23 protein-coding genes and 2 pseudogenes are annotated in these 23,107 nt (G+C 59.5%); 11 read left to right on the plus strand and 14 right to left on the minus strand.

The window, feature by feature from the left end; all coding sequences use genetic code 11:
* Positions 1–199 precede the first annotated feature (199 nt).
* Complete coding sequence (locus OKC28_RS18780; RefSeq protein ID WP_270690864.1) at positions 200–637, minus strand: DUF2846 domain-containing protein; 438 nt, start codon at positions 635–637, stop codon at positions 200–202.
* Positions 638–821: 184 nt separating this feature from the next.
* On the opposite strand from OKC28_RS18780, the gene OKC28_RS18785 reads away from it, so the two are divergent.
* A complete protein-coding gene (locus OKC28_RS18785; RefSeq protein WP_270690866.1) occupies positions 822–1,325 on the plus strand; it encodes a hypothetical protein in 504 nt (167 codons plus the stop codon).
* Between the two features lie 50 nt (positions 1,326–1,375).
* On the opposite strand, the gene OKC28_RS18790 is transcribed toward OKC28_RS18785, so the two are convergent.
* A complete protein-coding gene (locus tag OKC28_RS18790; protein WP_131730387.1) occupies positions 1,376–1,906 on the minus strand; it encodes an REP-associated tyrosine transposase in 531 nt (176 codons plus the stop codon).
* 276 nt (positions 1,907–2,182) lie between these two features.
* Positions 2,183–2,380 carry a putative selenium delivery protein YdfZ gene (ydfZ, locus tag OKC28_RS18795; RefSeq protein ID WP_103472658.1) on the minus strand — a complete coding sequence of 66 codons (198 nt, stop codon included), beginning with the start codon at positions 2,378–2,380 and terminating at the stop codon, positions 2,183–2,185.
* A 332-nt stretch (positions 2,381–2,712) separates the two neighbouring features.
* On the opposite strand from ydfZ, the gene OKC28_RS18800 reads away from it, so the two are divergent.
* Both OKC28_RS18800 and OKC28_RS18805 read left to right on the plus strand, forming a co-directional pair.
* A complete protein-coding gene (locus tag OKC28_RS18800) occupies positions 2,713–3,213 on the plus strand; it encodes a DUF1993 domain-containing protein (protein WP_270690873.1) in 501 nt (166 codons plus the stop codon).
* A 186-nt stretch (positions 3,214–3,399) separates the two neighbouring features.
* The gene (locus tag OKC28_RS18805) at positions 3,400–4,065 is read left to right on the plus strand and encodes a hypothetical protein (protein ID WP_322740378.1); all 666 of its coding nucleotides are present in this window, start codon (positions 3,400–3,402) and stop codon (positions 4,063–4,065) included.
* A gap of 80 nt (positions 4,066–4,145) precedes the next feature.
* Here OKC28_RS18805 and OKC28_RS18810 read toward each other — a convergent pair whose 3' ends face one another.
* The 3 genes and pseudogenes from OKC28_RS18810 to OKC28_RS18820 all read right to left on the minus strand — a co-directional run.
* Positions 4,146–4,595 (minus strand): SRPBCC family protein, encoded by a 450-nt coding sequence (locus OKC28_RS18810; RefSeq protein WP_270690876.1) that lies wholly within the window; start codon positions 4,593–4,595, stop codon positions 4,146–4,148.
* 74 nt (positions 4,596–4,669) lie between these two features.
* Positions 4,670–5,182: a cupin domain-containing protein gene (locus OKC28_RS18815; protein ID WP_021138684.1), complete on the minus strand. Its 513-nt coding sequence runs from the start codon at positions 5,180–5,182 to the stop codon at positions 4,670–4,672.
* Between the two features lie 176 nt (positions 5,183–5,358).
* A pseudogene (locus OKC28_RS18820) lies at positions 5,359–5,457 on the minus strand (DUF3313 domain-containing protein); the annotation flags it as partial.
* 458 nt (positions 5,458–5,915) lie between these two features.
* Between OKC28_RS18820 and OKC28_RS18825 the strand changes: the two are divergent.
* From OKC28_RS18825 to OKC28_RS18835, 3 genes are read left to right on the plus strand one after another with little or no spacing between them, the layout of a single operon-like run.
* Positions 5,916–6,074, plus strand: coding sequence for a DUF3309 family protein (locus OKC28_RS18825; RefSeq protein WP_005320005.1), 159 nt, complete (start codon positions 5,916–5,918; stop codon positions 6,072–6,074).
* Positions 6,075–6,101: 27 nt separating this feature from the next.
* Positions 6,102–6,521 carry a BON domain-containing protein gene (locus OKC28_RS18830; RefSeq protein ID WP_005320002.1) on the plus strand — a complete coding sequence of 140 codons (420 nt, stop codon included), beginning with the start codon at positions 6,102–6,104 and terminating at the stop codon, positions 6,519–6,521.
* A 33-nt stretch (positions 6,522–6,554) separates the two neighbouring features.
* On the plus strand, positions 6,555–6,842 hold the full coding sequence (locus OKC28_RS18835) for a hypothetical protein (protein WP_005320000.1): 288 nt from the start codon (positions 6,555–6,557) through the stop codon (positions 6,840–6,842).
* A 325-nt stretch (positions 6,843–7,167) separates the two neighbouring features.
* On the opposite strand, the gene OKC28_RS18840 is transcribed toward OKC28_RS18835, so the two are convergent.
* Positions 7,168–8,328 carry a CgeB family protein gene (locus OKC28_RS18840; RefSeq protein WP_256686198.1) on the minus strand — a complete coding sequence of 387 codons (1,161 nt, stop codon included), beginning with the start codon at positions 8,326–8,328 and terminating at the stop codon, positions 7,168–7,170.
* Positions 8,329–8,846: 518 nt separating this feature from the next.
* Between OKC28_RS18840 and OKC28_RS18845 the strand changes: the two genes are divergently transcribed.
* Positions 8,847–9,530 carry a chromophore lyase CpcT/CpeT gene (locus OKC28_RS18845; RefSeq protein WP_192873390.1) on the plus strand — a complete coding sequence of 228 codons (684 nt, stop codon included), beginning with the start codon at positions 8,847–8,849 and terminating at the stop codon, positions 9,528–9,530.
* Here OKC28_RS18845 and OKC28_RS18850 read toward each other — a convergent pair.
* On the minus strand, positions 9,497–10,444 hold the full coding sequence (locus tag OKC28_RS18850; protein ID WP_125600823.1) for a LysR family transcriptional regulator: 948 nt from the start codon (positions 10,442–10,444) through the stop codon (positions 9,497–9,499). The genes OKC28_RS18845 and OKC28_RS18850 overlap by 34 nt on opposite strands.
* A 101-nt stretch (positions 10,445–10,545) precedes the next feature.
* Between OKC28_RS18850 and OKC28_RS18855 the strand changes: the two genes are divergently transcribed.
* The gene (locus tag OKC28_RS18855) at positions 10,546–11,166 is read left to right on the plus strand and encodes a LysE family translocator (RefSeq protein ID WP_256686195.1); all 621 of its coding nucleotides are present in this window, start codon (positions 10,546–10,548) and stop codon (positions 11,164–11,166) included.
* Positions 11,167–11,276: 110 nt separating this feature from the next.
* On the opposite strand, the pseudogene OKC28_RS18860 reads toward OKC28_RS18855, so the two are convergent.
* Positions 11,277–12,307, minus strand: a pseudogene (locus tag OKC28_RS18860) (YeeE/YedE thiosulfate transporter family protein).
* Between the two features lie 1,334 nt (positions 12,308–13,641).
* On the opposite strand from OKC28_RS18860, the gene mgtA reads away from it, so the two are divergent.
* Entirely contained in the window at positions 13,642–16,404 is a 2,763-nt protein-coding gene (mgtA, locus tag OKC28_RS18865; RefSeq protein ID WP_270690885.1) for a magnesium-translocating P-type ATPase, read from the plus strand.
* Between the two features lie 135 nt (positions 16,405–16,539).
* Here the strand turns inward: mgtA and OKC28_RS18870 are convergent, their stop codons facing one another.
* The 3 genes from OKC28_RS18870 to rarD all read right to left on the minus strand — a co-directional run bounded on the left by OKC28_RS18870 (position 16,540) and on the right by rarD (position 19,092).
* Positions 16,540–17,187, minus strand: coding sequence for a LysE family translocator (locus OKC28_RS18870; RefSeq protein WP_005319980.1), 648 nt, complete (start codon positions 17,185–17,187; stop codon positions 16,540–16,542).
* Between the two features lie 116 nt (positions 17,188–17,303).
* Positions 17,304–18,122 (minus strand): AraC family transcriptional regulator, encoded by an 819-nt coding sequence (locus tag OKC28_RS18875; protein ID WP_058395615.1) that lies wholly within the window; start codon positions 18,120–18,122, stop codon positions 17,304–17,306.
* A gap of 67 nt (positions 18,123–18,189) precedes the next feature.
* Positions 18,190–19,092 carry an EamA family transporter RarD gene (gene rarD, locus OKC28_RS18880; protein ID WP_256686190.1) on the minus strand — a complete coding sequence of 301 codons (903 nt, stop codon included), beginning with the start codon at positions 19,090–19,092 and terminating at the stop codon, positions 18,190–18,192.
* Between the two features lie 209 nt (positions 19,093–19,301).
* Here rarD and OKC28_RS18885 point away from each other — a divergent pair, with 209 nt between their 5' ends.
* Both OKC28_RS18885 and OKC28_RS18890 read left to right on the plus strand, forming a co-directional pair.
* Positions 19,302–20,654, plus strand: coding sequence for a type II toxin-antitoxin system HipA family toxin (locus OKC28_RS18885; protein WP_021138673.1), 1,353 nt, complete (start codon positions 19,302–19,304; stop codon positions 20,652–20,654).
* Positions 20,655–20,656: 2 nt separating this feature from the next.
* The gene (locus OKC28_RS18890) at positions 20,657–20,977 is read left to right on the plus strand and encodes a helix-turn-helix transcriptional regulator (protein WP_034523574.1); all 321 of its coding nucleotides are present in this window, start codon (positions 20,657–20,659) and stop codon (positions 20,975–20,977) included.
* Here the strand turns inward: OKC28_RS18890 and OKC28_RS18895 are convergent, their stop codons facing one another.
* Positions 20,978–21,145 carry a hypothetical protein gene (locus OKC28_RS18895; RefSeq protein WP_193557867.1) on the minus strand — a complete coding sequence of 56 codons (168 nt, stop codon included), beginning with the start codon at positions 21,143–21,145 and terminating at the stop codon, positions 20,978–20,980.
* Positions 21,146–21,270: 125 nt separating this feature from the next.
* Positions 21,271–22,767 (minus strand): aldehyde dehydrogenase, encoded by a 1,497-nt coding sequence (locus OKC28_RS18900; protein WP_212539966.1) that lies wholly within the window; start codon positions 22,765–22,767, stop codon positions 21,271–21,273.
* Positions 22,768–23,107: the final 340 nt, after the last annotated feature.

Below are 23,107 nucleotides of genomic sequence, written 5' to 3' on the forward strand. Positions count from 1 at the left end.
TCATGATGAACCCTGTTCCATGGCTCCAGATGACAAACATGATCTCATATCAGGGACTTGTTCGCACCTTCCCTAGTAATCACCTGACACCGGCCTCAAACCGGTGTCTTGTTTACGCTACTTTAGTGTAAGAAACTGGGACACCCACCTTATTCCCCGCCGCCCCTCAGCCATCCCCGATGGCTGGGTTGCTATCCAATCACTTGATCAACTTGCTCTCCATCACCCCTTTCTTGCCCTCCTCCTCACTCACCTGACTCAGCTTGGAGCGGGCCATCAGCAGGCCCATCTTGACCTCCTGCCAGACGTAGTAGTTTTTGCCCGCCTCGGTGCTGAGGGTCAGGGTGGCATCGTTCTCCGACTTTGAGGTGATGGTGTGGCTGCCCGGCGTCACCTGCTTGAGGATATAGCTGTGGGCCACCGTATCGCCTACGGCAAAGCCATCCACCAGCACAGGCATTTTGACGGCAGTGCCGAAGGTCTCGTTGCGATAGATATAGAGGTTGGCCGCATCTTTGGGGGCCACAAACTGCTTGGCCTGGGCATCCGCAGTGGCATCGGCCATGGGGACGGAAGCACAACCGGAAAGCAGCGCCGCCGACAGCAGGGCGGCCCCCATCATTATTTGCCTGAACATAGTGTTTGTTTTTAGTGGGTTAACTGGATTTAAAGGTTCGCATGGGGCTTGGTTGCCGGGCAACCATTCAAACCGCAGCCGGTGTGACGGGATTCAATATTCCGACAATTAACCGGCATAGTGCGGCACTTTGACTGTGCTGCGAACCGCGGCATACTGCCCCGTCACCAGATGGGAGTCATTAATGTCTAAATGGATGCTGACACTGCGCAGGTTGGGGCGCTGGTTTTTGCGAAAAACAGCGCTGGCGCTGCTGACCAGCCTGCTGTTTATGATCTCGTTCACCCTGTTTCAATACGCATCCTGGTGGCCTGCACTGACCGAGGATACGTCCCTCGAATGGAGTGGCCTCTCTTCAGGGCATACCTTTGCCGAACTGGCCCCGACCATGCTGGAGTTCAGCGTTGTGCTCGCTTGTGCTTTCTTGCCCCTGTTTTTGCTGACACCATGCCCGCTGTTGCTGCCGCTCTTTGCCGGACTCTGGTTGTGGCAAACCTATGACCTCGCCTTTATGACGGCGACCGCCTCGACCTGGCTGCCTCACGAAATCATCTGGTCATTTATCCTGCCCTATACCCACTGGTTGCTGCTCACGCTGCTGCCGTCTCTGCTGCTGATCCGCCATCTCGGCAAGCGGCTATTTGCCACGACACCAATAGGTGTCGTAGGTTCGATTAGCGAAGCGTAATCGGACGATCGCGTAATCGGACGCTTACAACGGAACAATCCTTGAGAGGTTTACTCCAATCCCTGCAATACCCCATTCCCTGGCCCGCACCAATCCTGCGAATAGACTCCACTCGCCACATAACGATGGAAGGTGGAATACGGCCAATCGGCCACCCGGGTGACATGACCATGCTTGAGCGGGTTGATATGGACGTAATCCATATGGCGGCGGTAATCCTGCTCATCCCGGATCAGGTGTTCCCAATAATGGCGTTGCCAGATGCCCCGTTCCCCGTGGCGCAAGCGGGTCTGGCTGCGTCGTTCGTTAACCGGCAAGGCGCGGGAAAAGTGGCTTTTGATCAGCCGCCAACGCAGGGGAAAATCGGTGTCCCCCTCCGGCAAAGAGAGAATGCAGTGGAGATGGTCGGGGAGTACCACCCAGGCGTGGATGGCGAAAGGGTGAGCCTGTTGCACCGTGGCAACGCTGAGACGCAGCAGGTCGATCTGCTCCACCAGTAATCGGTTGTTGCGCCGCTCCAGCAGGTTGACGGTAAAGAACCAGGTTCCGCCGGGCCACCATGCCCGCCGCCAGTTGGCCATGTCCTTCCCCTCGCTTCTGCCGAAAAGCCAAGCATAGCCTCGCCCCAGTTCGATCTGCTTGCGGGCCGTGATGACGTGGATGTTCCATTACGCGATCGTCCGATTACTCGATCGTCCGATTACGCTTCGCTAATCGAACCTACATGGCAACTCAAACCGGCTTGAGACGATCCAATAGATGGGTGGATAAAACAGAGAGGGGAACTCAGAAACCCGGCCACCGACAGGGCGCGGTGGTCGGGTGAATTGTAAAGAGTAGGGTGACAGGGAAAGGGATCAGCCTAGTCTAATCAACTCGATGGGCGCGTAACGCTCTTGAGTGTTTGCCAGCAGTACACACTTCTCATGCTCGGCTTGGTAAGGGGTCATGTTGTCGGTGTGGGCCTCTTTCAGAACATCGACTGCGCCAGTGGCGGCAATCATGACGCGCTGACCCAGCTTCAGCGCATTGCGGTTTCGGTCATAGATTTTCATGGCACTCTCCTTTTCTTGTGTTGTACCCGGTTGGATGCCCGGGCTGCGGGATCAGCCTACGCCCCTGAAAAAGCGTGATGCATGTTACAGATCAAAAAAGAGCCAAAGAAGGACTCAGGGTGCCGGCAACCTCGAGTAAATCTGGGACACCCATCTTTCCGAGTAAGCCTTAGCCAGGTTGGTGATAGGTAAAAGATGGGTGTCCCAATATGCAGCTTCCTGTCGATGGGCATACCTTGTCGCGGCGGTCGTGGGGTGGGGGTGATACTGCAGGGGGATGCGCTATAGTGATGCCGCTCGTTTAACTGCCTTCAACCAACCGAGAACGCACCATGAACCGTGATATTGCTGCCCAGTTTATCAAGATGCTGACCAACCTCGACCAGTGCCTGGCCAAGGCCGCCGCCCATGCCGAGGCGAAGCAGTTCAATGTGGAGAACTTCTTCGGCGACCGGCTGATCGTCGACATGCTGCCACTCAGCAAACAGGTGCTGATCTGCTGCGATTCGGCCCGTACCTGTGTCGCCACCGCCAGCCATGGCGAGCAGCCCGTGATGGGGGATGAGCCAAGGACGATGGCGGATCTGCGCGCCCATATTGCCAAGACCATCGCCTTTTTGCAGAGCAAGCTGGATGCCGATTTCAGCCAGTTCGAGAGCGGTCGCTACGTCCCCCACTGGGCGGGCGGCAAGGGGATGGATGGCCATACCTGCGTGCATGAGTACGCCATCCCCAACTTCTATTTCCACCTCACCATGACCTATGCCCTGCTGCGCCGGGCCGGGGTCGATCTCGGCAAGGGGGATTACCTGGGCGCCATCAAGCTGCAATAAGCCGCACTCAGGTACGAAACAGTCTGCCCGCTGGCAGACTTTTTTATCCGCAAACGGGGGGAAGACAGATCTGTCGGCATGGCCGCTGGCGACGGCTCTGGGCATAAAGGCGCGGTCTTCGGCTCTCGCGCGGTTACAATCCAGCGTCAAAGTAGAAAGGGTAATAAAAACATGAAGATTCGAGTAATTATGTTGGCGGCCTTGCTGTGCCATGGCGCCGTGCAGGCGCAGGAAAGCGTTGCTGCCAGCTGGCCCGACACCCCCGTCACCCGTCTCAAGGCGCAGGCGCTGCTGCAGACCCTCAATGCTACCCTGCTCAGCAACCCGAGCGCCACCGTCACCCTGCAAAACTGGTGCGCCGACCACCGGATGGCCGGTGAGCCGCGTATCCGCGCCCTGCGTGATCAGCGTACCCGCAAACCGGCCGACGCTGCCGTCCGCGAGCAGCTCAAGATCGCGGCCGATGAGCCCGTCGGCTATCGCCGGGTACAGCTCGCCTGCGGCGATCATGTCTTCTCCGAAGCGGACAACTGGTACGTGCAAAGCCGCCTCACACCGGAGATGAACCGGCTCCTCGACACCAGCGATACCCCGTTTGGCCTGGCCGTCAAGGCGCTGAACTTCAGCCGCCGTACCCTCTCTTCCACCCTGCTGTGGGCGCCCCTGCCGGCCGGTTGGGAGATGCAGATGCCCACCCTCACCAGCAGTGACCAGCCGCTGGCGATCCCCGAGCGGGTGCTGCAGCATAGCGCCATCCTCTCACGGGGTGATGGCGTGCCGTTCAGCCTGGTGGTCGAGACCTATCGCCGCGATCTCTTCGCCTTCCCGCTGGACAACGCTCTCGGCCGCTGAGCCCGGATGGCGGCCGGGCGCACCTAGGCCGCTAGCAATAAAAAAGCCTGCCAGCTGGCAGGCTCTTGCGTGGGCACCACTCAGCCCGGCGGGATCTCGGGTTCGACCAGGGCGGCCAGCTGGGTCAGGGACTCCTGCCAGCCGAGATAGCACATCTCCACCGGTATGACCTCGGGGATCCCGGCCTGCTCGATGGCAAGCTCGGTGCCGCAAAGCACCCCGGTCAGGCTGATGGTCACCTGCATCACCCCTGGCAGGTTGGGGTCGTCGAAGCTGTCGGTGTAGCGGATGCGCTTGCCGGGTTCGAGCTCGAGGTACTCGCCGCCAAAGGCGTGGGCATGCCCGCTGGCAAAATTGCAGAATGACATCCGAAACGAGCCGCCAACCCGAGCCTCCAGATGCTCCACCTGGCAGGTGAAGCCGTGGGGCGGCAGCCACTTGGCCAGCGCATCCGCCTCGATAAAGGCCCGATAGACCCGCATCGGCGGCGCCTTGAGCACCCTGTGCAGTCGTACTGTTCCCGTCGTCATGATCAACTCCTCCTGATTGAGATCCGCATCAAGGATAGTCGCCAGCGCTGGGTCATTCCGGTATGAGCGCCGGATCAGAAAGGGCCGTTACTGTCGCGCAGCTTGTCCGGCAGGCCGTCATGATCACCCAGCTCGCGCTCGGGGACATCGTCCCAGTGCAACTTGCCGAGGGTGATATTGCGCTCGGGATGCACGGCGTAGTGGATACGGTTGTCCTCCCGATCCGTGTCACCGATACAGAGCAGCCGAACAGTCTCTTCGGTGTTGTTGATAAAGGCGTGGGACAGCCCGTCACCGGCCTTGAAGCCAACCGAGTCGCCCGGTTGCAGCCGATAGAGTACGCCATCGAGCCAAACATCCGGCGTCCCTTCCAATACGTGGACGAACTCGTCCTCGGTCTTTTCGGCGTGGGGCCAGCTGGTGCGGTGACCGGGTTCGACAATCTCGTGGTGAATGCCAATCCGGCTAAAGCCAAAGTGCTTGCCGAGGGCGCAGCCGCGGGAAAGCGGCTCCTGACTGCCGGAGTAGTAGCGCGGCGTCTGCTCTTGCAGCTCGCGCCAGTGTTTGATGCAGGGGTGGCGATTCATAGTGGTTCCTTTTCTATGAGGATGCAGTCACGGGAGGGTCATCCTAACTGCCAGAATGCGGGGGAGAAAAGCAGAAATCGGCAGCCGGTTTCACTACTGATGGCGAGACGGCGGACTCGGCTACGTGTCGCGCACCCGTCCAGCAAGGGCTGTGCGGCCATGTCAAAGGCAGCGGTGCGGCTGGCAGCCCACTGGTCGATCATCGTCTCCATCTCCTCGGCGGTGATGGGCTCATCCTTGTGGGTGCTGTCCGGGCTTTCGCGGGCATCCATCACCCAGCCCGGATCCCCTTGTCCGGTGCAGTGTCATGGTTTGACGCTGTGAGTGTGGGCGGATGCAGAAGATGTTGTGGGTAACAGAAGCGGTATGGCCCATCAAGGGAATGCGTTTGCAGACTCCTTGCAGAGTGAGCCCGTCGCCTCCGGCCGCTTGGTGTTGCACCGGGTCAATAACCTTGCTGATGCAGCCGCGACGCGGGCTGCAGGGGTGCCAATGAACTGACCAAGAAGACGGATTGTCAGCTGAGCCAGCAGGATCATGGTCGACGAACGTCAGATGTCGGGCTGGCTTTGCAGCATCCAGGTGGTCGATTTCATCAGCGAACCGCTCTCGCTCCGCCATATCGAAGGGGTTGTCTGTGCGTTGGAGAACAGACCAGACCCCGTATCCGGAGCACCATCACCACGGCATGGGTCGTTTATGTCATCCAATATGCAACATTTAGGAGAAAGAAATGACCATGGGAACCATTCTGCTGATCGTTCTTGTCTTGTTGTTGATCGGCGTCATTCCAAGCTGGCCGCACAGCCGAGGCTGGGGTTACGGCCCAAGCGGCGCCATTGGACTGGTGCTGACCATACTGCTCATCCTGGTCTTGCTCGGCAAGATCTAGGCAACCTAGCACCGGAGAAACCACCACATGATACAAAGCAAAGCTATCCTCATCGCCATCTCGCTGCTCCTCACACTCGGGGTGAGCGGATGCGACCAGCCAGGGTCGGCCGAACAGGCCGGCAAGAAAATTGATGACGCCGCCAGCGAGACTGGCGAGAAAGTCGATGCAACCGTCGACAAGTATGAAGACAAGATGACTGAGCAAACTGCCAAAAGTGCCCAGTCCTGGAATGACACCGAAGTGACGGCCAAGGTCAAAGCCGAGTTCCTCAGCGAGCCTGGTTTGAAGTCAATGGACATCAGTGTCAACACTGTCCAGGGTATGGTCACTCTGACCGGTACTGTCGATTCGCGAATCAACAGCGACAAGGCCAGTGCCCGTGCGATGGCCATCAGCGGCGTCAAGGGTGTCGTTAACCAGCTCGTTGTCACGGCTGTCCAATAACGCCATCGCTCATCAGCACCCAAGGAGAACACCATGGAAGTGCAAAAGGCATACAAGGAAAAGTTGAATGCTCAGCTCAATGAGTGGAGCAGTCAGATCAATCTGCTGGAAGCCAAAATGGAAAATATCTCGGCCGACCTGAAAGTCAAACGGGCGAAGGAGATCCAGGCTTTGCGTGCCAAACAGCACGCAGCCTCCGACAAGATGGATGAGCTCGGCAAGGCAAGCGGTGAATCCTGGGAGCAGGTCAAGTTGACTGCTGACAAGATGTGGAGCGACCTGAAGACTGGTCTGGCCGAAGCCCAGTCGAAATTCAAGTAAGCACTGCGTTTTAGGTCTTTGGGCCAATCTGGTCCGGTTGCGAAAATCAGGCATAACATCATCATTCCCGCGAAAGCGGGGATGATGATTCTCTCATCTGGCCGTACACCCCGGTGACTGCGCGCTTCACTGACATATCCCATCAAGGCCGGCGCGGTTCAGCGACAGGCCGAATCGATACACACCACAGCACTACATCAGTCCGGGTCTGTGGAAGAGAGGCTGCGGCTGCCGCTTTCTGAGACGCCAAAACATTCATCCCCCCTCAAGTGCCGATATGGCATGGTCAAATTTGCTCACACTGCGCCGGGTTTCAGAACTGCTGTCAGTTGTTTGAATACGCCTGGGCTTCAAGGTGCGGTGTGGCCTGCAGGGCACTTTGTACTGTCTGGAACAGAGTGACCAGGCGTGATCGATAGGTGTGGTGAGTCAGTACCGTCAGTTGCCCATGGGCGGCGATGGCGGCGCGTTCTTCCTCGTGGCTCAGGTAATAGCGGCAGATCTCCAGAAGGTCCTGCTCGTCGCGGAAGATCACCAGATCCTTGCCCGGGGCAAAGAGGTGATGCAGATCCTCCTTGTCATTAGTCACCATGAACCCACCCGCTCCCAGTATGTCGAACACCCGCATGGGCAGACCCGACTCGACGAAGCTGCGGATCAGATTGAGGTTGATCCTGCTGCGTTGAAAGAGGCGCGGCATCATCTCGTAATGTTCGGCGTGTCCGCAGTAGGCGTCGGTGCGTGTCGCCCACTCTTCGTTTCCGTACACGGCTACTCGCTCAAACCGAGCCTCCAGTGCCCGGATAGCGGCCACCCTCTCCCGATAGGAGTGCTCGCGCCCCAGCAGATAGACCAGTTTTTCCTGTTCGCTCAGGTAGGCGAGCCCGCTGAGCGGGTACACCTCCTTCACGATCTTCAGATGAGCCTTAGTGAGTTGTTCGGTCAGGGAAACGCACGCTGATTGCGCATCGAGTTGTGCAATCAAGTCTTCCAGTATTTGCAGTTGCCCAGCGGCTAGTCGTGGCCTGATGTGGGTCTGATATTCCGAAGGGGTCAAGTTGGCGATGAAGGAGACATCGTGATCATAGCCGCGCTCTGCGGGGATCAAGCGCTGCTCGTTCACCGCTACCGGCAGGTAATAGACGTTGCCCTGGCTGCGCTCCTTGAGTCTGCTTGCCACGGCCAGGTCGTAGACAAACGTGAAAGATAGGGGGTTGCAGATCGCCTCCTGATACAGGCCATAGCAAGGGGTGTCTACCACCCATGCAATGTAGGGCTTGCGCAAAGCTTCGGCTGCTTGAGAAAGGAAAGGGTTGAAGTTGATGCTGAAGAGATAATCGAAGGCGAGAAACGGCAGCTTGGTAAACACCTCTGGCGAATAGGTCATGGGTATCACGTTAAACCCCAGCACCTGGAGTGTGTCCATGCAATCTCTGGCTATGGTGGCATGCTCAAAGCAGAGCACGGTTGCTGCCTGATCCTTCATTTTTTCTTCCCATTATCCATCGTGTTCCCCGTGATGGGGACGCGCCCCAAGCCCTTGAGGCCACCTGCTTGTGCGACAGCTCAAGATGTCTGCAAACCAGTTATTCCCTGATGGCCGGCCTGTTACCCCATCACTGGATGCACCTGTTTTCCTGACCACCTACTTTTCACCGGGCTTAAACAGACCGGCAGTAAGGTGGCGTTACCTGGATGTGGCCTTTGTTCTTCTTGGATAAAAGAAAGCTTCGTATGAAGCCGCCTTGTCGGCAATCACCCAAGCTGGGGGGGGGATTGCAACATGCTGTCCGCGGTAGAGGTTGCTCGCGAGATTGATGATCCGGGGTGGCTTGTTTCAGTGGCTTACTGGCTGCCCTCTCATCCTTGTTGCGTATCCGCCGTCAGCTTCTTTCGCTAACACTGTGATTTTTCAGTGGATTGGTAAGGATTTGATCAAGGTTGAGGTTATTGCGGCCATTCGCTCATATAATCGCCGCCATGAAAATGATTCGGATGGATTCGATGGTCACGCTGATGGCGGCCCTGTGCGGGCTGCTCTGCACCAGTCTGGTATGGGCGGCACCCACACCTTTTGTCGCCATTCCGACCGGCCCGTCAGCGGCCAGTGCGACAACGACTCGGGTCGGCATGGAGCCGCTGCTCTCCTGGTTTACCGGCGAGTTTTCCAGTCGCGAGCAGGCCGGCTATGACACTCGTTTCACCAGCGCCGAGCTGCGGCTGGTGGAGATTTGGCCCGGTTATCAAGGCTTTCGCTGGGTCTATGCCGAGCAGTTCCTGACCGAGCGCTCGGTGCGCCCGTTCCGTCAGCGTATCTACCGTTTTTCTCCCGTGCCCGACGGCCGCATCCTGATGGCCGAACTGACCATGCCCAGAGCCGTCGACTTTGCCGGTGCCTGGCGCGACCCCGGACTGCTTGACTCCCTTACCCCGCAACAGCTCTCCCTGCGCCAGGGCTGCGAGGTCTGGCTGAGCCGTCAACCCTCGGGGGAGTATGCAGGCCACAGCAAGGTCGGCAGCTGCGCCACCAACTTCGGCGGGGCCAGCACACTGGTGCAATATCTCTGGGTCGGTCCCGACAGCGTCAGATTGCTGGATCGCGCCTACGACAACGAGGCCCATCAGCGCTGGGGCAGCCCGGGTGAGGGTTATGTCTATCTGCGCAAGGTGAAGCAGCGCGGGGAGTAACCGGCCTGGTCTCCCTCTTGAGCGGGCTGATCCAGTTCATGGCGCTGCTCGCTGAGGTAGTCGATCAGCAGTCGAAGCCGCAGCGGCATGGGTTCTCGGGCGGGATAGAGCATATTGACAGGGCGAGGGGCAGGTAGAGCATCCGGCAGTATTTCCAGCAGGACGCCGCTTTCCAGCTCCTGAGTCAGCAGGGCCCTGGGTTGCAGCACTATGCCCGCATGGTTGATCGCGGCTACCTTGAGGGCGCTGCCATGGTTGCTGATGAACTGGCTGTCCCACAGGTGCAGGTGTTCGAGAGGAAACTCCTCGGCCAGGCTCGACTGCGTCAGCCAGGGGGTGAAACCCAGGCACTGATGGCGGGCCAGGTCCGCCAGCGCCATGGGGGTGCCGTGGCGTTGCAAATAGCGCGGCGAGGCGCAGAACACAGAGGTTGAGCTGGTCAGTGGGCGGGCGATATAGGCGGCATCCTTGGGAGTGCCGACCCGAAAGATGAGGTCAAAACCGTCGCCAATCACATCGACCAGCCGATCGCAGAGATCCAGTTCGATGCGGATCCGTGGATACTGCGCCATGAAGCGGCACAGCAAGGGGGTCAGCCGATAGCTGCCGAAGGTGATGGGGGCATTGATGCGGATCTTGCCCGCCGCCTGACCTGTGTGGGCCCGGGTGTTCTGCTCCAGTTCCCGATAGTGCTGCAACAGGTTCTGGCAACCGCCGAGGTACTCTATGCCCGCCTCGGTCAGGCTCTGGCGGCGGGTGTTGCGATTGAGCAGACGGGATCCGACCCTGGCCTCCAGCCACTTGATGTACTTGCCTATCATGGCCGGCGTCATCTCGAATCTCTCAGCGACGGCACTGAAGCTGCCCGCGCGGGCGACCTCGACGAAGATCTCGATGGCGGTCAGACGGTCCACTCTAAACTCCTGGTTTATAAAGCCGAGCGCCACTATGTCTGGCTGGCGAAGCGACTGTCAATATACTGGGCGGCACCACACCGACCATGGAATGCCCTGTGATGAGTCTCGAATATCACGCCCTCTACCTGCTGCTCGCCGTGGGGACTGTGCTCAGCCCCGGGCCTGCGGTGATCTACACCATAGGCAACACCCTGACCCAGGGGACCCGCCACGCCATCGCCGGTTTTGTCGGGGTGGCGGTGGGGATCCTGCTGGTGGCGACCCTGGCCTCGCTGGCTGTGCTCTGGTTTACCGGCTGGTTGGCCGAGGGACAGCAGATCCTGACCCTGGGGGGCGCCCTCTATCTGCTCTATCTGGGGGTGAACTCCTGGCGCCAGCGCGCGGTCGGCCCGGTCGTCGGGGCCTCGACCGATCGGGATTGCGGCCGCAGTTTCGCCAAGGGGGCGCTCATCAGCCTGCTCAATCCCAAGGCGATCATCTTCTTCACCAGCCTGTTTCCCCAGTTCATCGATTTTCATCAGGGAGCGCTGGGCCAGTGCATGCTGCTGGCGCTGACCTTCAGTGCCGTTGTGCTGGTGGTACACGGCGGCTACTGTCTGGTGTTTCGCTGGGTGGGCTTGCAGGGGTATGGCGAGCGTTTCGCCAGAGGTATCAACCGGTTGTCGGCCGTGATGTTCACCGGCTTCGCAATCCTGCTGCTGATCAGGGCGCTGGGCTGAAGTAAAGGAGAGAGCTGGTGGTATGACGCCCGCTCCGCAGCCATCAGGCCGGGACATAAGGAAAGGTATTTCAACGGGATGGCGCACTTGTGCGCCATCCCGTTACTTCATTAGAGCTTGAACAGCGGCCGCAGGCGAATGCCGATCAAGCTGCCGGCCAGGGCCATCAGCATCCAGACCCAGCCGTGCAGGCTGCCCGACGCCGTGCCATCGAAGAAGCCACCCAGGTTGCAGGCGCTGTACATGGCGCCCATCCCCATCAGCAGGCCGCCCAGGATGGATGCCAGGCTGTTGCCGAGCCGCATCGGGGCGAAGTTGCCGCCACCGCTGATGCAGCGCGCCAGCATGGCCCCCAGGATCCCCAGCCAGAACATGCCGACCATGGGGTTGATAAAGAGCGGTTGGGCCAGTTTCGGGTTCCCCTCGAACAGGCCGAACAAAGAGGCGCCGCGCAGCGCCATGTCATAGACGGCGCCCGTGATGGTCCAGGCCGAGCCGTGCAGGGCGACCACGGAGGAGTTGAGCAGGGCGATGAGGATGCCGCCGGTCAGCACGGTGAAGCGGCCGTCGCGCCAGAACAGGTTGCCACCGCTGAAGAGGGGCTTGAGCTCGCCGGTGCGTTTGAGTTCGCTGTTGCGAAACAGCAGGAAGAGCACGGCGACCAGCGCCAGGTTGAGCAGCATGCCGCTCCAGAGATCGCCGGTCAGATCCTTGGCCAGCACCACATGACTGGAGAAGGTAGCCTCCAGCTCGGGGCGGAACTGGTTACTGATCAGGGTGCCGATACCGTAGCAAATCAGCACCAGCCAGAAGCGGGGTTGCCCCTCGCCGCAGCAGTAGAGGGTGCCGGTGGCGCAGACGCCCGCTGCATGCCGATGCCGAACAGGAAGGCGCCGACGATGAAGGGAATGCCGATGGCCATCACGTTGCCCACCATGGCGTCGCCAAACAGGGCGTGGCTAAAGGAGAGGAAGCAGGTGAACAGCAGAATTTCGATGGCGATGGTGAGCAGGTGAACCCGCACATAGTAGCTGTTGCGCTTGGTCAGCATTTCGCGCCAACCGAACACGATGCCGAAGCGGCTGAAGGAGAGGGTGAAGCCGAAGCCGAATCCGATCAGGGCCATCAGGGCCCATTTCATACCAAAGGTGTTGCCGAGCCAGAGTAACGCTCCCCCCGCGAGTACCACGATGGGGAGCGACCATTTTCGATTCATCTTGTTGTTTCCTGTGCGTCATGTGTGAGTGGAAGCCGTGCATCCTATTCCCACATTGAGTCCGATTCCAGCGCGGATCCGCGCCTGTGGCGGAAAATGAAAGCAAAACCCCATCCAGATCAATTCCTGGCAAGGGCCCATGGCGAAATGAGTATGAATCTATTTCAGGGGTTGGAAATAAAGGTGTGACGAGTGTGAAGCTAATTAAATGGAAAAAGATGAATTTAAATTTTGCGCCCTCGAATACTTTTGGGTAGAATCTCGGCGTGTTATCAACAGATGGAAGGATATTATGGAAAGCGACAGTTGTAGCCGATTGCAAATCGCGATGTGGGCTTGCCAGAGCTGAGGTTGATATCCTTTCTTCCCCCTCACTCTGATTGCTCAGAGTGCAGCATAGAGTGCAGCATCTATATGAGTCACCTTCGACTCTCACAACCGCTTAATCCCGGCCTTCATCGGGGATTGTCGTTGTAAATCTGGATTGTTCCGCTCACCTGCGAGCCATGCCGCTTCGCGACCCTGCAATTGAACGCTTCATCATGCGCCCCGGGTGCTGCCCGTCAGGGCCGCCACAGCGTCGGAACCGTGCATCCGTACCGTGGCCGGGAAGTGATCGAGCGTAAAATAACAAGATGGACAATACCATATTGAAAACAGATTCGTTTTCGATAGGACAGGTTGCAAAATAAAATAATTGACGTGATTGCTTAATATATTCCGGTCGTGGCAAAGGTTGCGCCGTAATATTTCCATGGGGCGCGGTTTTCTCCGTTATCTTCACCCGCCCGGCATCGCTGACATTATTCCCTGCCCGGCATCCAGTTATTTCAAGCTGTCGTTATCCTTATTTCCTTTATGGGTGTATGCCGCCCTGGTTGCGGGATCACCGGACTCGTCCGCCGATAATACAGACCCGCGTGTCATGCTCGCCAACGACAGTGTATCTGGCTGTCAGTGGCCGCGCCCGGCCCTCTCTCCACCCCACTCGGAGGATATCGTATGACCGAAGAGCCCAAGCCTCGACCCTCGGGGTCCACGCCTCCCCACGCCTGATCCCCTGCGGGTAACAGGATGCGGAGTCCTGATCCCTGATAGCCCCTACCTGCTGGCAAGCTTGCCCGACAGACATGCCGTCTGGCGGCAGCCATGCTGCGCCTGCGCCAACCGGGGGCCCATTGCCTGTCTCACATCAGAACTGACGCCTGGCTTGGCCCGCGACAGGGCCTTGCTGCAAGCGAAAATCAGGATAAAGAGTTATGAAGCAACAACATACCGCCAGCCGGCACAAGCAAAAGGGATTCGTCTCCCCGGGCCGTGCCAACGAGAAGCTCTCCTCACGGGTGCTCGACGAGGCCGACAAGTCCCTCGAATACACCCTCACTGCCGTGCGCGGCAATATCGACGGCCTGACCTCGACCGAGGCGGCCAACCGTCTGGTCCAGTTCGGCCCCAACGAGGTGACCCACGACAAGCCGCCCCATCCGCTGATCCAGCTGATGCAGGCGTTCAAAAACCCCTTCGTGATGGTGCTGATCGTGCTCGGGCTGGTCAGCTACGTGATGGACGTGCTGATGGCCGAGCCGGGTGACGAGGATTGGGTCAAGGTGATCATCCTCGGCGTCATGGTCAGCCTGAGCGGCCTGCTCCGCTTCTGGCAGGAGTACCGCTCGGCCAAGGCGGCCGAAACCCTCAAGTCGCTGGTGCGCAACACCGCCACCGTGCAGCGCCGCCCTTCGCCGGGAGCCCCCTCCCTGCGCAAGGAGGTGGCGATGGTCGAGCTGGTGGCCGGTGACATAGTGCACCTGCAGGCGGGGGACATGATCCCGGCCGACATCAAGCTGATCGAATCCCGCGATCTCTTCATCAGCCAGGCGGTGCTGACCGGCGAGGCCCTGCCGGTGGAGAAGTACGACACACTGGGAGCCGTGGCCGAGAAGTCGGCGGACGGCAGCAGCACGGGGGAGGTGGGTCTGCTCGACCTGCCCAACATCTGCTTCATGGGCACCAACGTGGTGAGCGGCACCGCCAAGGCGGTGGTGGTGGCGACCGGCAGCGACACCTACTTCGGTTCGCTGGCCCGCAACGTGGTGAGCCACAAGCGCATCGAAACCAGCTTCGATCGGGGCGTGAACAGCGTCACCCGGCTGCTGATCCGCTTCATGCTGGTGATGGTGCCCGTGGTCTTCATGCTGAGCGGCGTCAGCAGCGGTGACTGGATGTCGGCGCTGACCTTCGCGCTGGCGGTGGCGGTGGGGCTGACCCCGGAGATGCTGCCCATGATAGTCTCCGCCAACCTGGCGCGGGGCGCCGTGGCCATGGCCAAACGCAAGGTGGTGGTCAAGCGGCTCAACTCGGTGCAGAACTTTGGTGCCATGGACGTGCTCTGCACCGACAAGACGGGCACCCTGACCCAGGACAAGATCATCCTGGAGCACCACTACGACGTGCGCGGCAGCCGGGACGACAGGATCCTGCAGCTGGCCTGGCTCAACAGTTATCATCAGAGCGGCATGAAGAACCTGATGGACATAGCCGTGATCGAGCACGCCGATGTGCTGGGTGACAGCTGCAAGCCGGGCAACTACAGCAAGGTGGATGAGCTGCCGTTCGACTTCGTGCGTCGTCGCCTGTCGGTAATAGTGCAGGACGATCTGGGCCAGCAGTTGATGGTCTCCAAGGGGGCGGTCGAGGAGATGCTCTCCGTCTCCAGCCACATCGACGACGGCAAGCAGATCCGCGAGCTGGATGAGATTGAGCGCCGTGCCCTGCTGCGCCGCAGCGAGGAGTACAACGCCGACGGCTATCGGGTGCTGATAGTGGCGACCCGCGATATCCCGGCTGCCGAGTGCAAGCAGAGCTACCGCACCAGTGACGAGGCCGGACTGGTGGTGCGCGGCTTCCTCACTTTCTTCGATCCGCCCAAGGATTCGGCCGCCCCGGCCATCCGTGCGCTGAACGACTACGGTGTGGCGGTCAAGGTGCTGACCGGCGACAACCCCATCATCACCAGCAAGGTGTGTCGCGATGTGGGGCTGAACCCGGGGGTGCCGCTGCTCGGCAAGGACATAGAGGTGATGGACGACGTGGCCCTGTGCACAGTCGTCAAGCACACCACCATCTTCGCCAAGCTCACTCCGCTGCAGAAGTCGCGGGTGGTGAAGGCGTTGCAGGCCAACGGCAACACGGTCGGTTTCCTCGGTGACGGCATCAACGACGCCCCGGCGCTGCGGGATGCGGACGTGGGGATCTCGGTGGACAGCGGTGCCGACATCGCCAAGGAGACGGCCGACATCATCTTGCTGGAGAAGAGCCTGATGGTGCTGGAAGAGGGGGTGGTCAAGGGACGCGAGACCTTCGGCAACATCCTCAAGTACCTCAACATGACCGCCAGTTCCAACTTCGGCAACGTCTTCTCCGTGCTGGTCGCCTCCGCCTGGCTGCCCTGGGCGCCCATGCTGGCGATGCAGATGCTGATCCAGAACCTGGTGTATGACGTCTCCCAGATGCTGCTGCCCTGGGACAAGATGGATCCCGAGTTCCTCAAGCGCCCGCGTAAGTGGGAAGCCAACAACATCAAGCGCTTCATGCTCTGGCTCGGCCCGACCTCCTCGGTGTTCGACATCAGCACCTTCTGCCTGATGTGGTTCGTGTTCGGAGCCGGCGCCATGTATGCCACCGCCAACGGCAGCATGGATCCCCTGGTCAACGGTCAGGCCATCATGAACTCGGGCTGGTTCATCGAGGGGCTGGTCTCCCAGACGCTGGTGGTGCACATGCTGCGGACCCGCAAGATCCCCTTCCTGCAGAGTACGGCCACCCTGCCGGTGCTGTTGTCGACCTCCATCGCCATCGCCATCGGCTGCTACCTGCCGTTCTCGCCAGTGGCGGAGCACTTCGGCTTCATCACCCTTGAGGCGCCCAGGTACTTCATGTGGCTGGTGATCACCATGCTGGCCTACATGGGGCTGACCCAGGCGATCAAGACCATCTACATCAAGCGCCACGGTCAGTGGTTCTGACGGGATAAGCCTGGCCATCAAGCACCACAGTCGGTGGTGCCCGGTGTGAACCAGATTGCCACGCGGGTCTTTATCCGTGTGAACGAAAGAGGGATGGCTCAGGCCATCCCTCTTTTTCATGGGGCCGGGAGGAGATCAGTGCGGGACCAGGGCATAGGCCTCGCCAGCCATGCCGGTCAGGATGGAGAGGCTGACGGCGCCGAACAGCAGACCCGTGACCAGATTGAGCGGGCGCTGGATCCGGCCAAGCAGGCGCTGGGCCCGCGGGGTGGAGAGGCTCCAGGCCAGCACGCCGAACCAGACCAGAGAGAGTAGGAACAGCTCCAGCACCAGCAGGCCGCGCGTCAGGCCGTCCACCTGCGGCGTCACCATGGCCGCCAGCAGTCCCATGAAGAACAGCAGCGCCTTGGGATTGAGCAGATTGGTGGCAAGCCCGCTCCCTATCCCCTTGCGCCAGCCTTGCTGCTCACCGCCAGCCTTGAGCGCCAGTGTTGCCGAGCTGTGCCAGGCGGCCTTGAGTGCCCCCCAACCGAGCCAGCCCAGATAGAGGGCGCCGACCACCTTCACCGCCATGAAGAGCCAGGGATGTTCGGCGATCAGCAGGCTGATGCCGGTCAGGCTGAGGGTGGCGTGCAGCAAGATGGCGAGTGCTATGCCGAGCGCCGCCCCCAGTGCTGTGGGCCTGTGCAGGCTGGTACGCAAGATCAGCGCGAAGTCCGGCCCAGGGCTCGCCAGGGCGATCAGGTGGATGAGACCTATGGTCAGAAACAGGCTGGTGAACATGGTGAAACCTCGATGACGGTATGAGGTGACAGCATGGGGGATCAGGGCGGGGAGGCGATTGTAAAAGATTGCATCTGCTGCCGGTCATCGACCGGGCTGGGCTGTCATGGCCCTGGCTAGCCGGGCTGGCCCGTAAAAGACTGCATCTGTTGGCGGTAATCGGCGGGAGTCAGCCCGAATGCCTGCCGGAAACCGTGGTGGAAGTGGCTCTGATCGAAGAAGCCGACCGCCAGCGCCACCTCGCTCACCGGCAGGCCGCTGCCGAGCAGGCGCTTGCCCTGCTCCAGTCTCAGTCGCTTGAGCCAGGCATAGGGGGTCATGCCTGTCTTTTTCTTGAACTGACGCAGGAAGGCGAAGCGATCCAGCCCGAACAGGGCGGCCAGATCCTCCAGGCTGTGGCGCTCATCCAGTCGGGCCAGCAGATAGTCGCGCAGGTATCTGAGTTGGGGGTCCGCCAGGGCGTGGCGCTCCGGCGCTATGTGCAACAGCTCGCCGAGCAGGGCCAGCAGCTGACTCTCCGCCAGCAGGCCGTCTGGCTCGGGACCGTCCAGATACATGTGCAGCCGGGCGAAGCCCTGATAGAGGTCGGGACGGCTCTGCAAGCCCTTGTCGAAGAAGGGCTCGGGGCTGTCCGGCAGCCAGCGCGCCAGCTGTTCGGGTGCGATGGCAAATACTCGCACTTCGTACCCTTCCGGCAGCAGGCTGAGGCCGTCGTGCATCTCGTCCGGGTTGACGGTGGAGAGCTCGCCGCGCACCAGATTGTGGCTGCTGCCCTTGTGGATGAATTTCTGGCCGCCCTGCTGCACCAGACCAATGTGATAGTCCAGGTGAACGTGGCGGCCATAGCTGAACTCCCTGTGGTGGGAGTGGGAGAGTTCAACCCCCGGCAGCAGCCGGGATTGCCAGTAGTGGATGCGGGATTGGGGAGCGCTCATCGGCTATTGATAACCTGAAACCTGAATATTGGCTTGTAGATTATTGCAGTGTCGACGCGCCATGCCGTCAACCCTGACTGGCAGCCCGACGCCGCTTGCCGCTGCGCAGTCCGTCCAGGCTGAACAGCACAAGCGCACTCCAGATGCAGCCGAAGGTGATCAGCTTGTCCGGTGTCAGCGCTTCCCCGTACAAGGTCACCGCCAGTATGAACATCAGGCTGGGGCCTATGTACTGGAAGAAACCCAGGGTGGAGAGCTTGAGACGGGTGGCGGCTGCGGTGAAGCAGAGCAGGGGCGCCGTGGTGACGGCTCCGGCGGCGATCAGCAACAGATTGAGGTGCCAGTCGTTCTCCGTCATATGGCTGGTGGGGCTGTCGGCAAATCCCCACAGGTAGATGGCGGCCGGCGGCAGCATGATCATGGTTTCGATCAGCAGGCCGGTGAGGGCATCGAGGGCCAGCTTCTTGCGAATGAGGCCGTAGATGGCAAAGCTCGAGGCCAGTACCAGGGCTATCCAGGGCAGGGAGCCGAAGGCGATGAGCTGGACGGCGACACCGATCACCGCCAGTCCCACGGCCCACCACTGCAGGCGACGCAGCTGTTCGCTCAGAAACAGCATGCCGAGCAGCACGTTGAACAGCGGATTGATGTAGTAGCCGAGGCTCGCATCCAGCATGTGGCCGTTGTTGATGGCCCAGATAAAGAGCAGCCAGTTGCCGCCGACGGTGACCGAAGTGAAGGCCAGGGTGAGCAGCACTTTTGGCTGGTGCAGCACGGCCTGCACCTTGTGCCACTGGCGCCCGAGCAGGGTCAGCACCATCAGCAGGACACAGGACCAAATCATGCGGTGGGTCAGGATTTCGGCAGCCGGTACGGCGGAAAGGGTTTTGAAATAGATGGGGGCGAGACCCCAAAGGGTATAGGCGCACAAGGCATAGATGATGCCCTGACGCTGAGCTTGTTGCTGCATGCGTGAATGTTGCCTTATGGCTTGTTGGGGGGTGATGGAGATCACAAGGCAATGAGTGTAACGAGTACCGTAGCGGGATCAAAGAACCATGTTTTTATGTGAATTATTTTGCTCAAAAAAACTGAAGGATCTATGTTTTGAGTAATATAATTCTCATAATATAAAAGGCGTCATAATTTTGAGCAAAATAATTCACATGGCGAGGTGTGATGGAACTGACTATCCAGATTTATGGTGAAAAGGGGTGGTGCGATGCAGCCCGTTTGCGGCTGAATGAGGGAGGGAAGCGCTCGGCCCGGCTCGCCTATGAGTTTGATTATGCCCTTGAATATCTGCATCAGACACAGGGATGGCACGCCTGTGCCTTGAGGTACCCCATTGAGCTGATGATCCCTCATGATGGTGGCTGGTTTCGTTTTCTCGATGACATTATGCCAGCGGGTAGTGCGCGCCGTTACTGGGTCAGGCAGCTCGACATCGGACATTTGGGTGAAGAGGGACAAGACCGTACCCTTCTGGCTCTCGGTACTATTGCTCCGATCGGAAACTTGCGCATCAAGGAGGCTGTAGAGAGAGTCGCGGCTCAGATACCCGAGCAGAGCCAGGTCACGCAACTGCGCTTCCCTGTGGCGATGGTATTGGAACGTGATACCGACTTTCTGGAATATGCCCAGCAGATGGGGGCCGCCAGCGGTGGTGCGACTGGGGCCGGTGGAGAGGCTCCCAAGCTGTTGTTGCGGCAAAATCGCAATCAGGAGGTGTGGATAGACACTTTTCAGGATGATCCCTACTGCCTGGATGATTTCTATCTGGTCAAGTTCCCGCGTAACAATCGCAGCGCCATTGACCAGGATATCCTCAGAGCTGAGTATCACTATTATCAAGAACTTAATGCCTTGGGGATCGATACGATTCCGATTCATGGCATGCGTCTTGACGAAGGGAGCAAATACCCTTCGTTGTGGCTTCCCCGCTTTGATGTAGCGGTGCAGGAGCAAAAATTGGTTCGCTTCGGAGTGGAATCTGTCTACAGCGTGATGGACGCAGCTCCAGGCTCGGACCTTAACCATCTGGATATTCTCGATACCTTGCTGCCCATGCTGGAGGGTGAGGCCCGACAGCGTAACACTCGTTTTAACGGCTCTGCATTTGTGATCGAGTGGGTCAGACGCGACTTGCTCAACGTGGTCTTTGGAAATTCGGACAACCATGGCCGCAATACGGCATTGCTCAAGAGCGACGAGGGGATCTGGCTCGCGCCAGTCTACGACTTTGCCCCCATGAAAGCCGATCCAGAGGGGATCCGTCGCACGACACAGTGGGGGTTGGGGCTCGAAGAGGGAGGGCAGTTTGATTGGGTAGCCATTGCGCAACGTCTGTCACACCGGGTTGAGCCTGACGTCTTGTTGGCATCCTTGACCGAGCTGGCACTAAGGCTCAAGGGGTTACCGGAACGCTTGGCTCGACGTGGAGTACCCGTTTCCATCCTGACTATGCCGACATTCAATTTCAATACGCTCGATGAAAGGCTGACAGTCTGGATTGAGCAGTGGGGGGCATGAGGATGAAAAAACTATCTATAGAGGAGCGTGAGGAGCTGCTGCGTGAACTGTTGGTCAAGTTGCATCGTGGCGTCATCCACGAAGGCGACCTGCTACGCAAGTTGCGCAAAGAGATGCTAGGGATGGATCAGGAGGGCTATGCCAGTCTAATTGGCATCAGTCGACGCACCTTGTCAGCAATCGAACGCAATACTGCCACTCCTTCAATGAAGACGGTCGATCAGGTATTCCGGCCATTTGGATTGAAGATGAGGCTGACACCATTGAACTTGGGTTTGCAAAAACAGGTTGCCGATCAACTGGTTGATAATGAGTGGGAGTGATCAACGCCCACGACGGATCTTCTCGACGTCCACCAGCAACCACAGCATGAGTGCGATGGCGGAGATCCACGGACCCCAAGTCACATAGGCCTCACCCTGCCCCAAGAGGTAGAACAGCAGGGGCAGTCCTATCACCAGAAACAGTACACTTCCCAGAAAAAATAGCATTTTTATCTTTATATTTAAGGGCTTGTCTATTTGACGATTATATCGATTGAGGCGGGCGATGAAAGGGCAAAAATGAAAAAGGAGGATTTCTCCCCCTATTTCACGAATGAGCGTCATTTCTGATGCTATTCGAGCTGGATCCAGGTGCTTTTCAGCTCGGTGTACTTCTCTAGGGCGTGTAGTGACTTGTCGCGGCCGTTGCCGGATTGCTTGAAGCCGCCGAACGGCATCGTCATGTCGCCGCCATCCCAGTTGTTGACGAAGACGGTGCCGGCACGCAGGGCGCGGGAGCCCTTGATCGCCTTGTTGAGGTCAGCGGTCCAGATAGCCGCCGCCAGTCCGTAGTCGGTGTCGTTGCCAAGGGCGATCGCCTCCTCCAGCGTATCGAAGCCGGTCACCGCCAGCACAGGGCCGAAGATCTCCTCGCGGAAGATGCGCATCTCGGGCGTCACCTCGTCGAAGATGGTGGGCTCGATGTAGAAGCCACCGCTCTCCATATTGGTGCGTTTGCCCCCCAGCAGCAGCTTGGCTCCTTCCTGCTGACCGATATCTATGTAGCGCAGCACCTGCTCCATCTGGATGTTATCCACCATGGCGCCGATGCGGGTGGCGGGGTCGATCGGGTTGGCCGCAATCCACTCGCGGGCATGGGCCAGCAACCGTTCCATAAATTGCGGCTTGATGCTGTTTTGCACCAGCAGGCGGGAGGCGGCGGTACAGACCTCACCCTGGTTGTAGAAGATGGCGGCGGCCGCGCTCTTGGCGGCGGCGTCCAGATCCAGCGCATCCGCCAGTATGATGTTGGGGCTCTTGCCACCACACTCCATAAAGGCGCGCTTGAGGTTGGACTTGCCGGAGCACTCCACCAGATGTTTGCCGATCTTGGTGGAGCCGGTGAAGGTGATGCAATCCACGTCCATGTGCATGGCCAGCGCCTCGCCCACTGTATGGCCAAAGCCCGGCAACACGTTGAAGACACCGTCAGGAATGCCCGCCTCTTTCGCGATACCTGCGATGCGCAGGGCGGTGAGGGGGGATTTCTCGGAGGGCTTGAGGATGACCGAGTTGCCGGTCGCCAGCGCCGGGCCCAGCTTCCAGCAGGCCATCACCAGCGGGAAATTCCAGGGCACAATGGCGGCGACCACGCCGAGGGCCTCGCGGGTCACCAGCGCCAGGGCGGACTCTTCCACCGGCGCGACCTGATCGTAGATCTTGTCGATGGCCTCGGCGTTCCAGGCGATGCAGTTGGCGGCGGCGGGGGCGTCATACCCCATGGCATCACCGATGGGCTTGCCCATGTCCAGCGACTCCAGCAGTGCCAGCTCCACTTTGTTGAGGCGCATCAGGTCGGCGAAGCGCTGCATGATCAGCTTGCGCTGTTTCGGGGCCAGCCCGCTCCAGCGTTTGTCATCGAAGGCGGCGCGGGCGGCCTGCACCGCCAGCTCGGCATCGGCGGCATCGCAGGCGGCGACCTTGGTCAGCAGCTTGCCGTTGGCCGGGTTGATGCAGTCGAAGGTGGCGCCATTGATGGCATCCCGGTAGCTGCCGTCGATGAAGGCTTGGGAGGGCAGGGTCAGATGGGCGGCCTTGTGTTGCCACTGGGCCAGGGTCAGGTCACTCATGTTCACTCCTTGAACCGGCAAAGAATTGGTATCCGCGTATCAATATGCTAAACATACTGCCGCTTGTAAATCCATCCTGTAACATTTTATTAAACAGTTGAGGCTGTTCCCGTCAGAAACTGGCCGGGATGCTTTACCTGAGAGCAGCTCGAACCCTGTGCAATGATGCCTCTTTGTGGCTGCTGTGATCTGTTCGAGATCAGTCCGAACCCTGTCAAATGGCGACTTAGAAACTGGCCGGCGTGTTGGCAGAGATCAGCCCGAACCCTGTCAAATGGCGACTTAGAAACTGGCCGGCGTGTTGGCAGAGATCAGCCCGAACCCTGTCAAATGGCGACTT

Source organism: Aeromonas sp. D3 (assembly GCF_027705025.1).
GTDB lineage: Bacteria > Pseudomonadota > Gammaproteobacteria > Enterobacterales > Aeromonadaceae > Aeromonas > Aeromonas salmonicida.

Bases quoted from the DNA above. Each gene is read 5' to 3' on its own strand.
- OKC28_RS18790 (WP_131730387.1), bottom strand. From the start codon at position 1,906: ATGGCCAACTGGCGGCGGGCATGGTGGCCCGGCGGAACCTGGTTCTTT.
- OKC28_RS18885 (WP_021138673.1), top strand. From the start codon at position 19,302: ATGGAACTGACTATCCAGATTTATGGTGAAAAGGGGTGGTGCGATGCA.
- mgtA (WP_270690885.1), top strand. From the start codon at position 13,642: ATGAAGCAACAACATACCGCCAGCCGGCACAAGCAAAAGGGATTCGTC.
- OKC28_RS18895 (WP_193557867.1), bottom strand. From the start codon at position 21,145: ATGCTATTTTTTCTGGGAAGTGTACTGTTTCTGGTGATAGGACTGCCC.
- OKC28_RS18800 (WP_270690873.1), top strand. From the start codon at position 2,713: ATGAACCGTGATATTGCTGCCCAGTTTATCAAGATGCTGACCAACCTC.
- OKC28_RS18900 (WP_212539966.1), bottom strand. From the start codon at position 22,767: ATGAGTGACCTGACCCTGGCCCAGTGGCAACACAAGGCCGCCCATCTG.
- OKC28_RS18870 (WP_005319980.1), bottom strand. From the start codon at position 17,187: ATGTTCACCAGCCTGTTTCTGACCATAGGTCTCATCCACCTGATCGCC.
- OKC28_RS18840 (WP_256686198.1), bottom strand. From the start codon at position 8,328: ATGAAGGATCAGGCAGCAACCGTGCTCTGCTTTGAGCATGCCACCATA.
- OKC28_RS18830 (WP_005320002.1), top strand. From the start codon at position 6,102: ATGATACAAAGCAAAGCTATCCTCATCGCCATCTCGCTGCTCCTCACA.
- OKC28_RS18780 (WP_270690864.1), bottom strand. From the start codon at position 637: ATGTTCAGGCAAATAATGATGGGGGCCGCCCTGCTGTCGGCGGCGCTG.
- rarD (WP_256686190.1), bottom strand. From the start codon at position 19,092: ATGCAGCAACAAGCTCAGCGTCAGGGCATCATCTATGCCTTGTGCGCC.
- OKC28_RS18890 (WP_034523574.1), top strand. From the start codon at position 20,657: ATGAAAAAACTATCTATAGAGGAGCGTGAGGAGCTGCTGCGTGAACTG.
- OKC28_RS18810 (WP_270690876.1), bottom strand. From the start codon at position 4,595: ATGACGACGGGAACAGTACGACTGCACAGGGTGCTCAAGGCGCCGCCG.
- OKC28_RS18875 (WP_058395615.1), bottom strand. From the start codon at position 18,122: ATGAGCGCTCCCCAATCCCGCATCCACTACTGGCAATCCCGGCTGCTG.
- OKC28_RS18845 (WP_192873390.1), top strand. From the start codon at position 8,847: ATGGTCACGCTGATGGCGGCCCTGTGCGGGCTGCTCTGCACCAGTCTG.
- ydfZ (WP_103472658.1), bottom strand. From the start codon at position 2,380: ATGAAAATCTATGACCGAAACCGCAATGCGCTGAAGCTGGGTCAGCGC.
- OKC28_RS18825 (WP_005320005.1), top strand. From the start codon at position 5,916: ATGACCATGGGAACCATTCTGCTGATCGTTCTTGTCTTGTTGTTGATC.
- OKC28_RS18835 (WP_005320000.1), top strand. From the start codon at position 6,555: ATGGAAGTGCAAAAGGCATACAAGGAAAAGTTGAATGCTCAGCTCAAT.
- OKC28_RS18815 (WP_021138684.1), bottom strand. From the start codon at position 5,182: ATGAATCGCCACCCCTGCATCAAACACTGGCGCGAGCTGCAAGAGCAG.
- OKC28_RS18785 (WP_270690866.1), top strand. From the start codon at position 822: ATGTCTAAATGGATGCTGACACTGCGCAGGTTGGGGCGCTGGTTTTTG.
- OKC28_RS18855 (WP_256686195.1), top strand. From the start codon at position 10,546: ATGAGTCTCGAATATCACGCCCTCTACCTGCTGCTCGCCGTGGGGACT.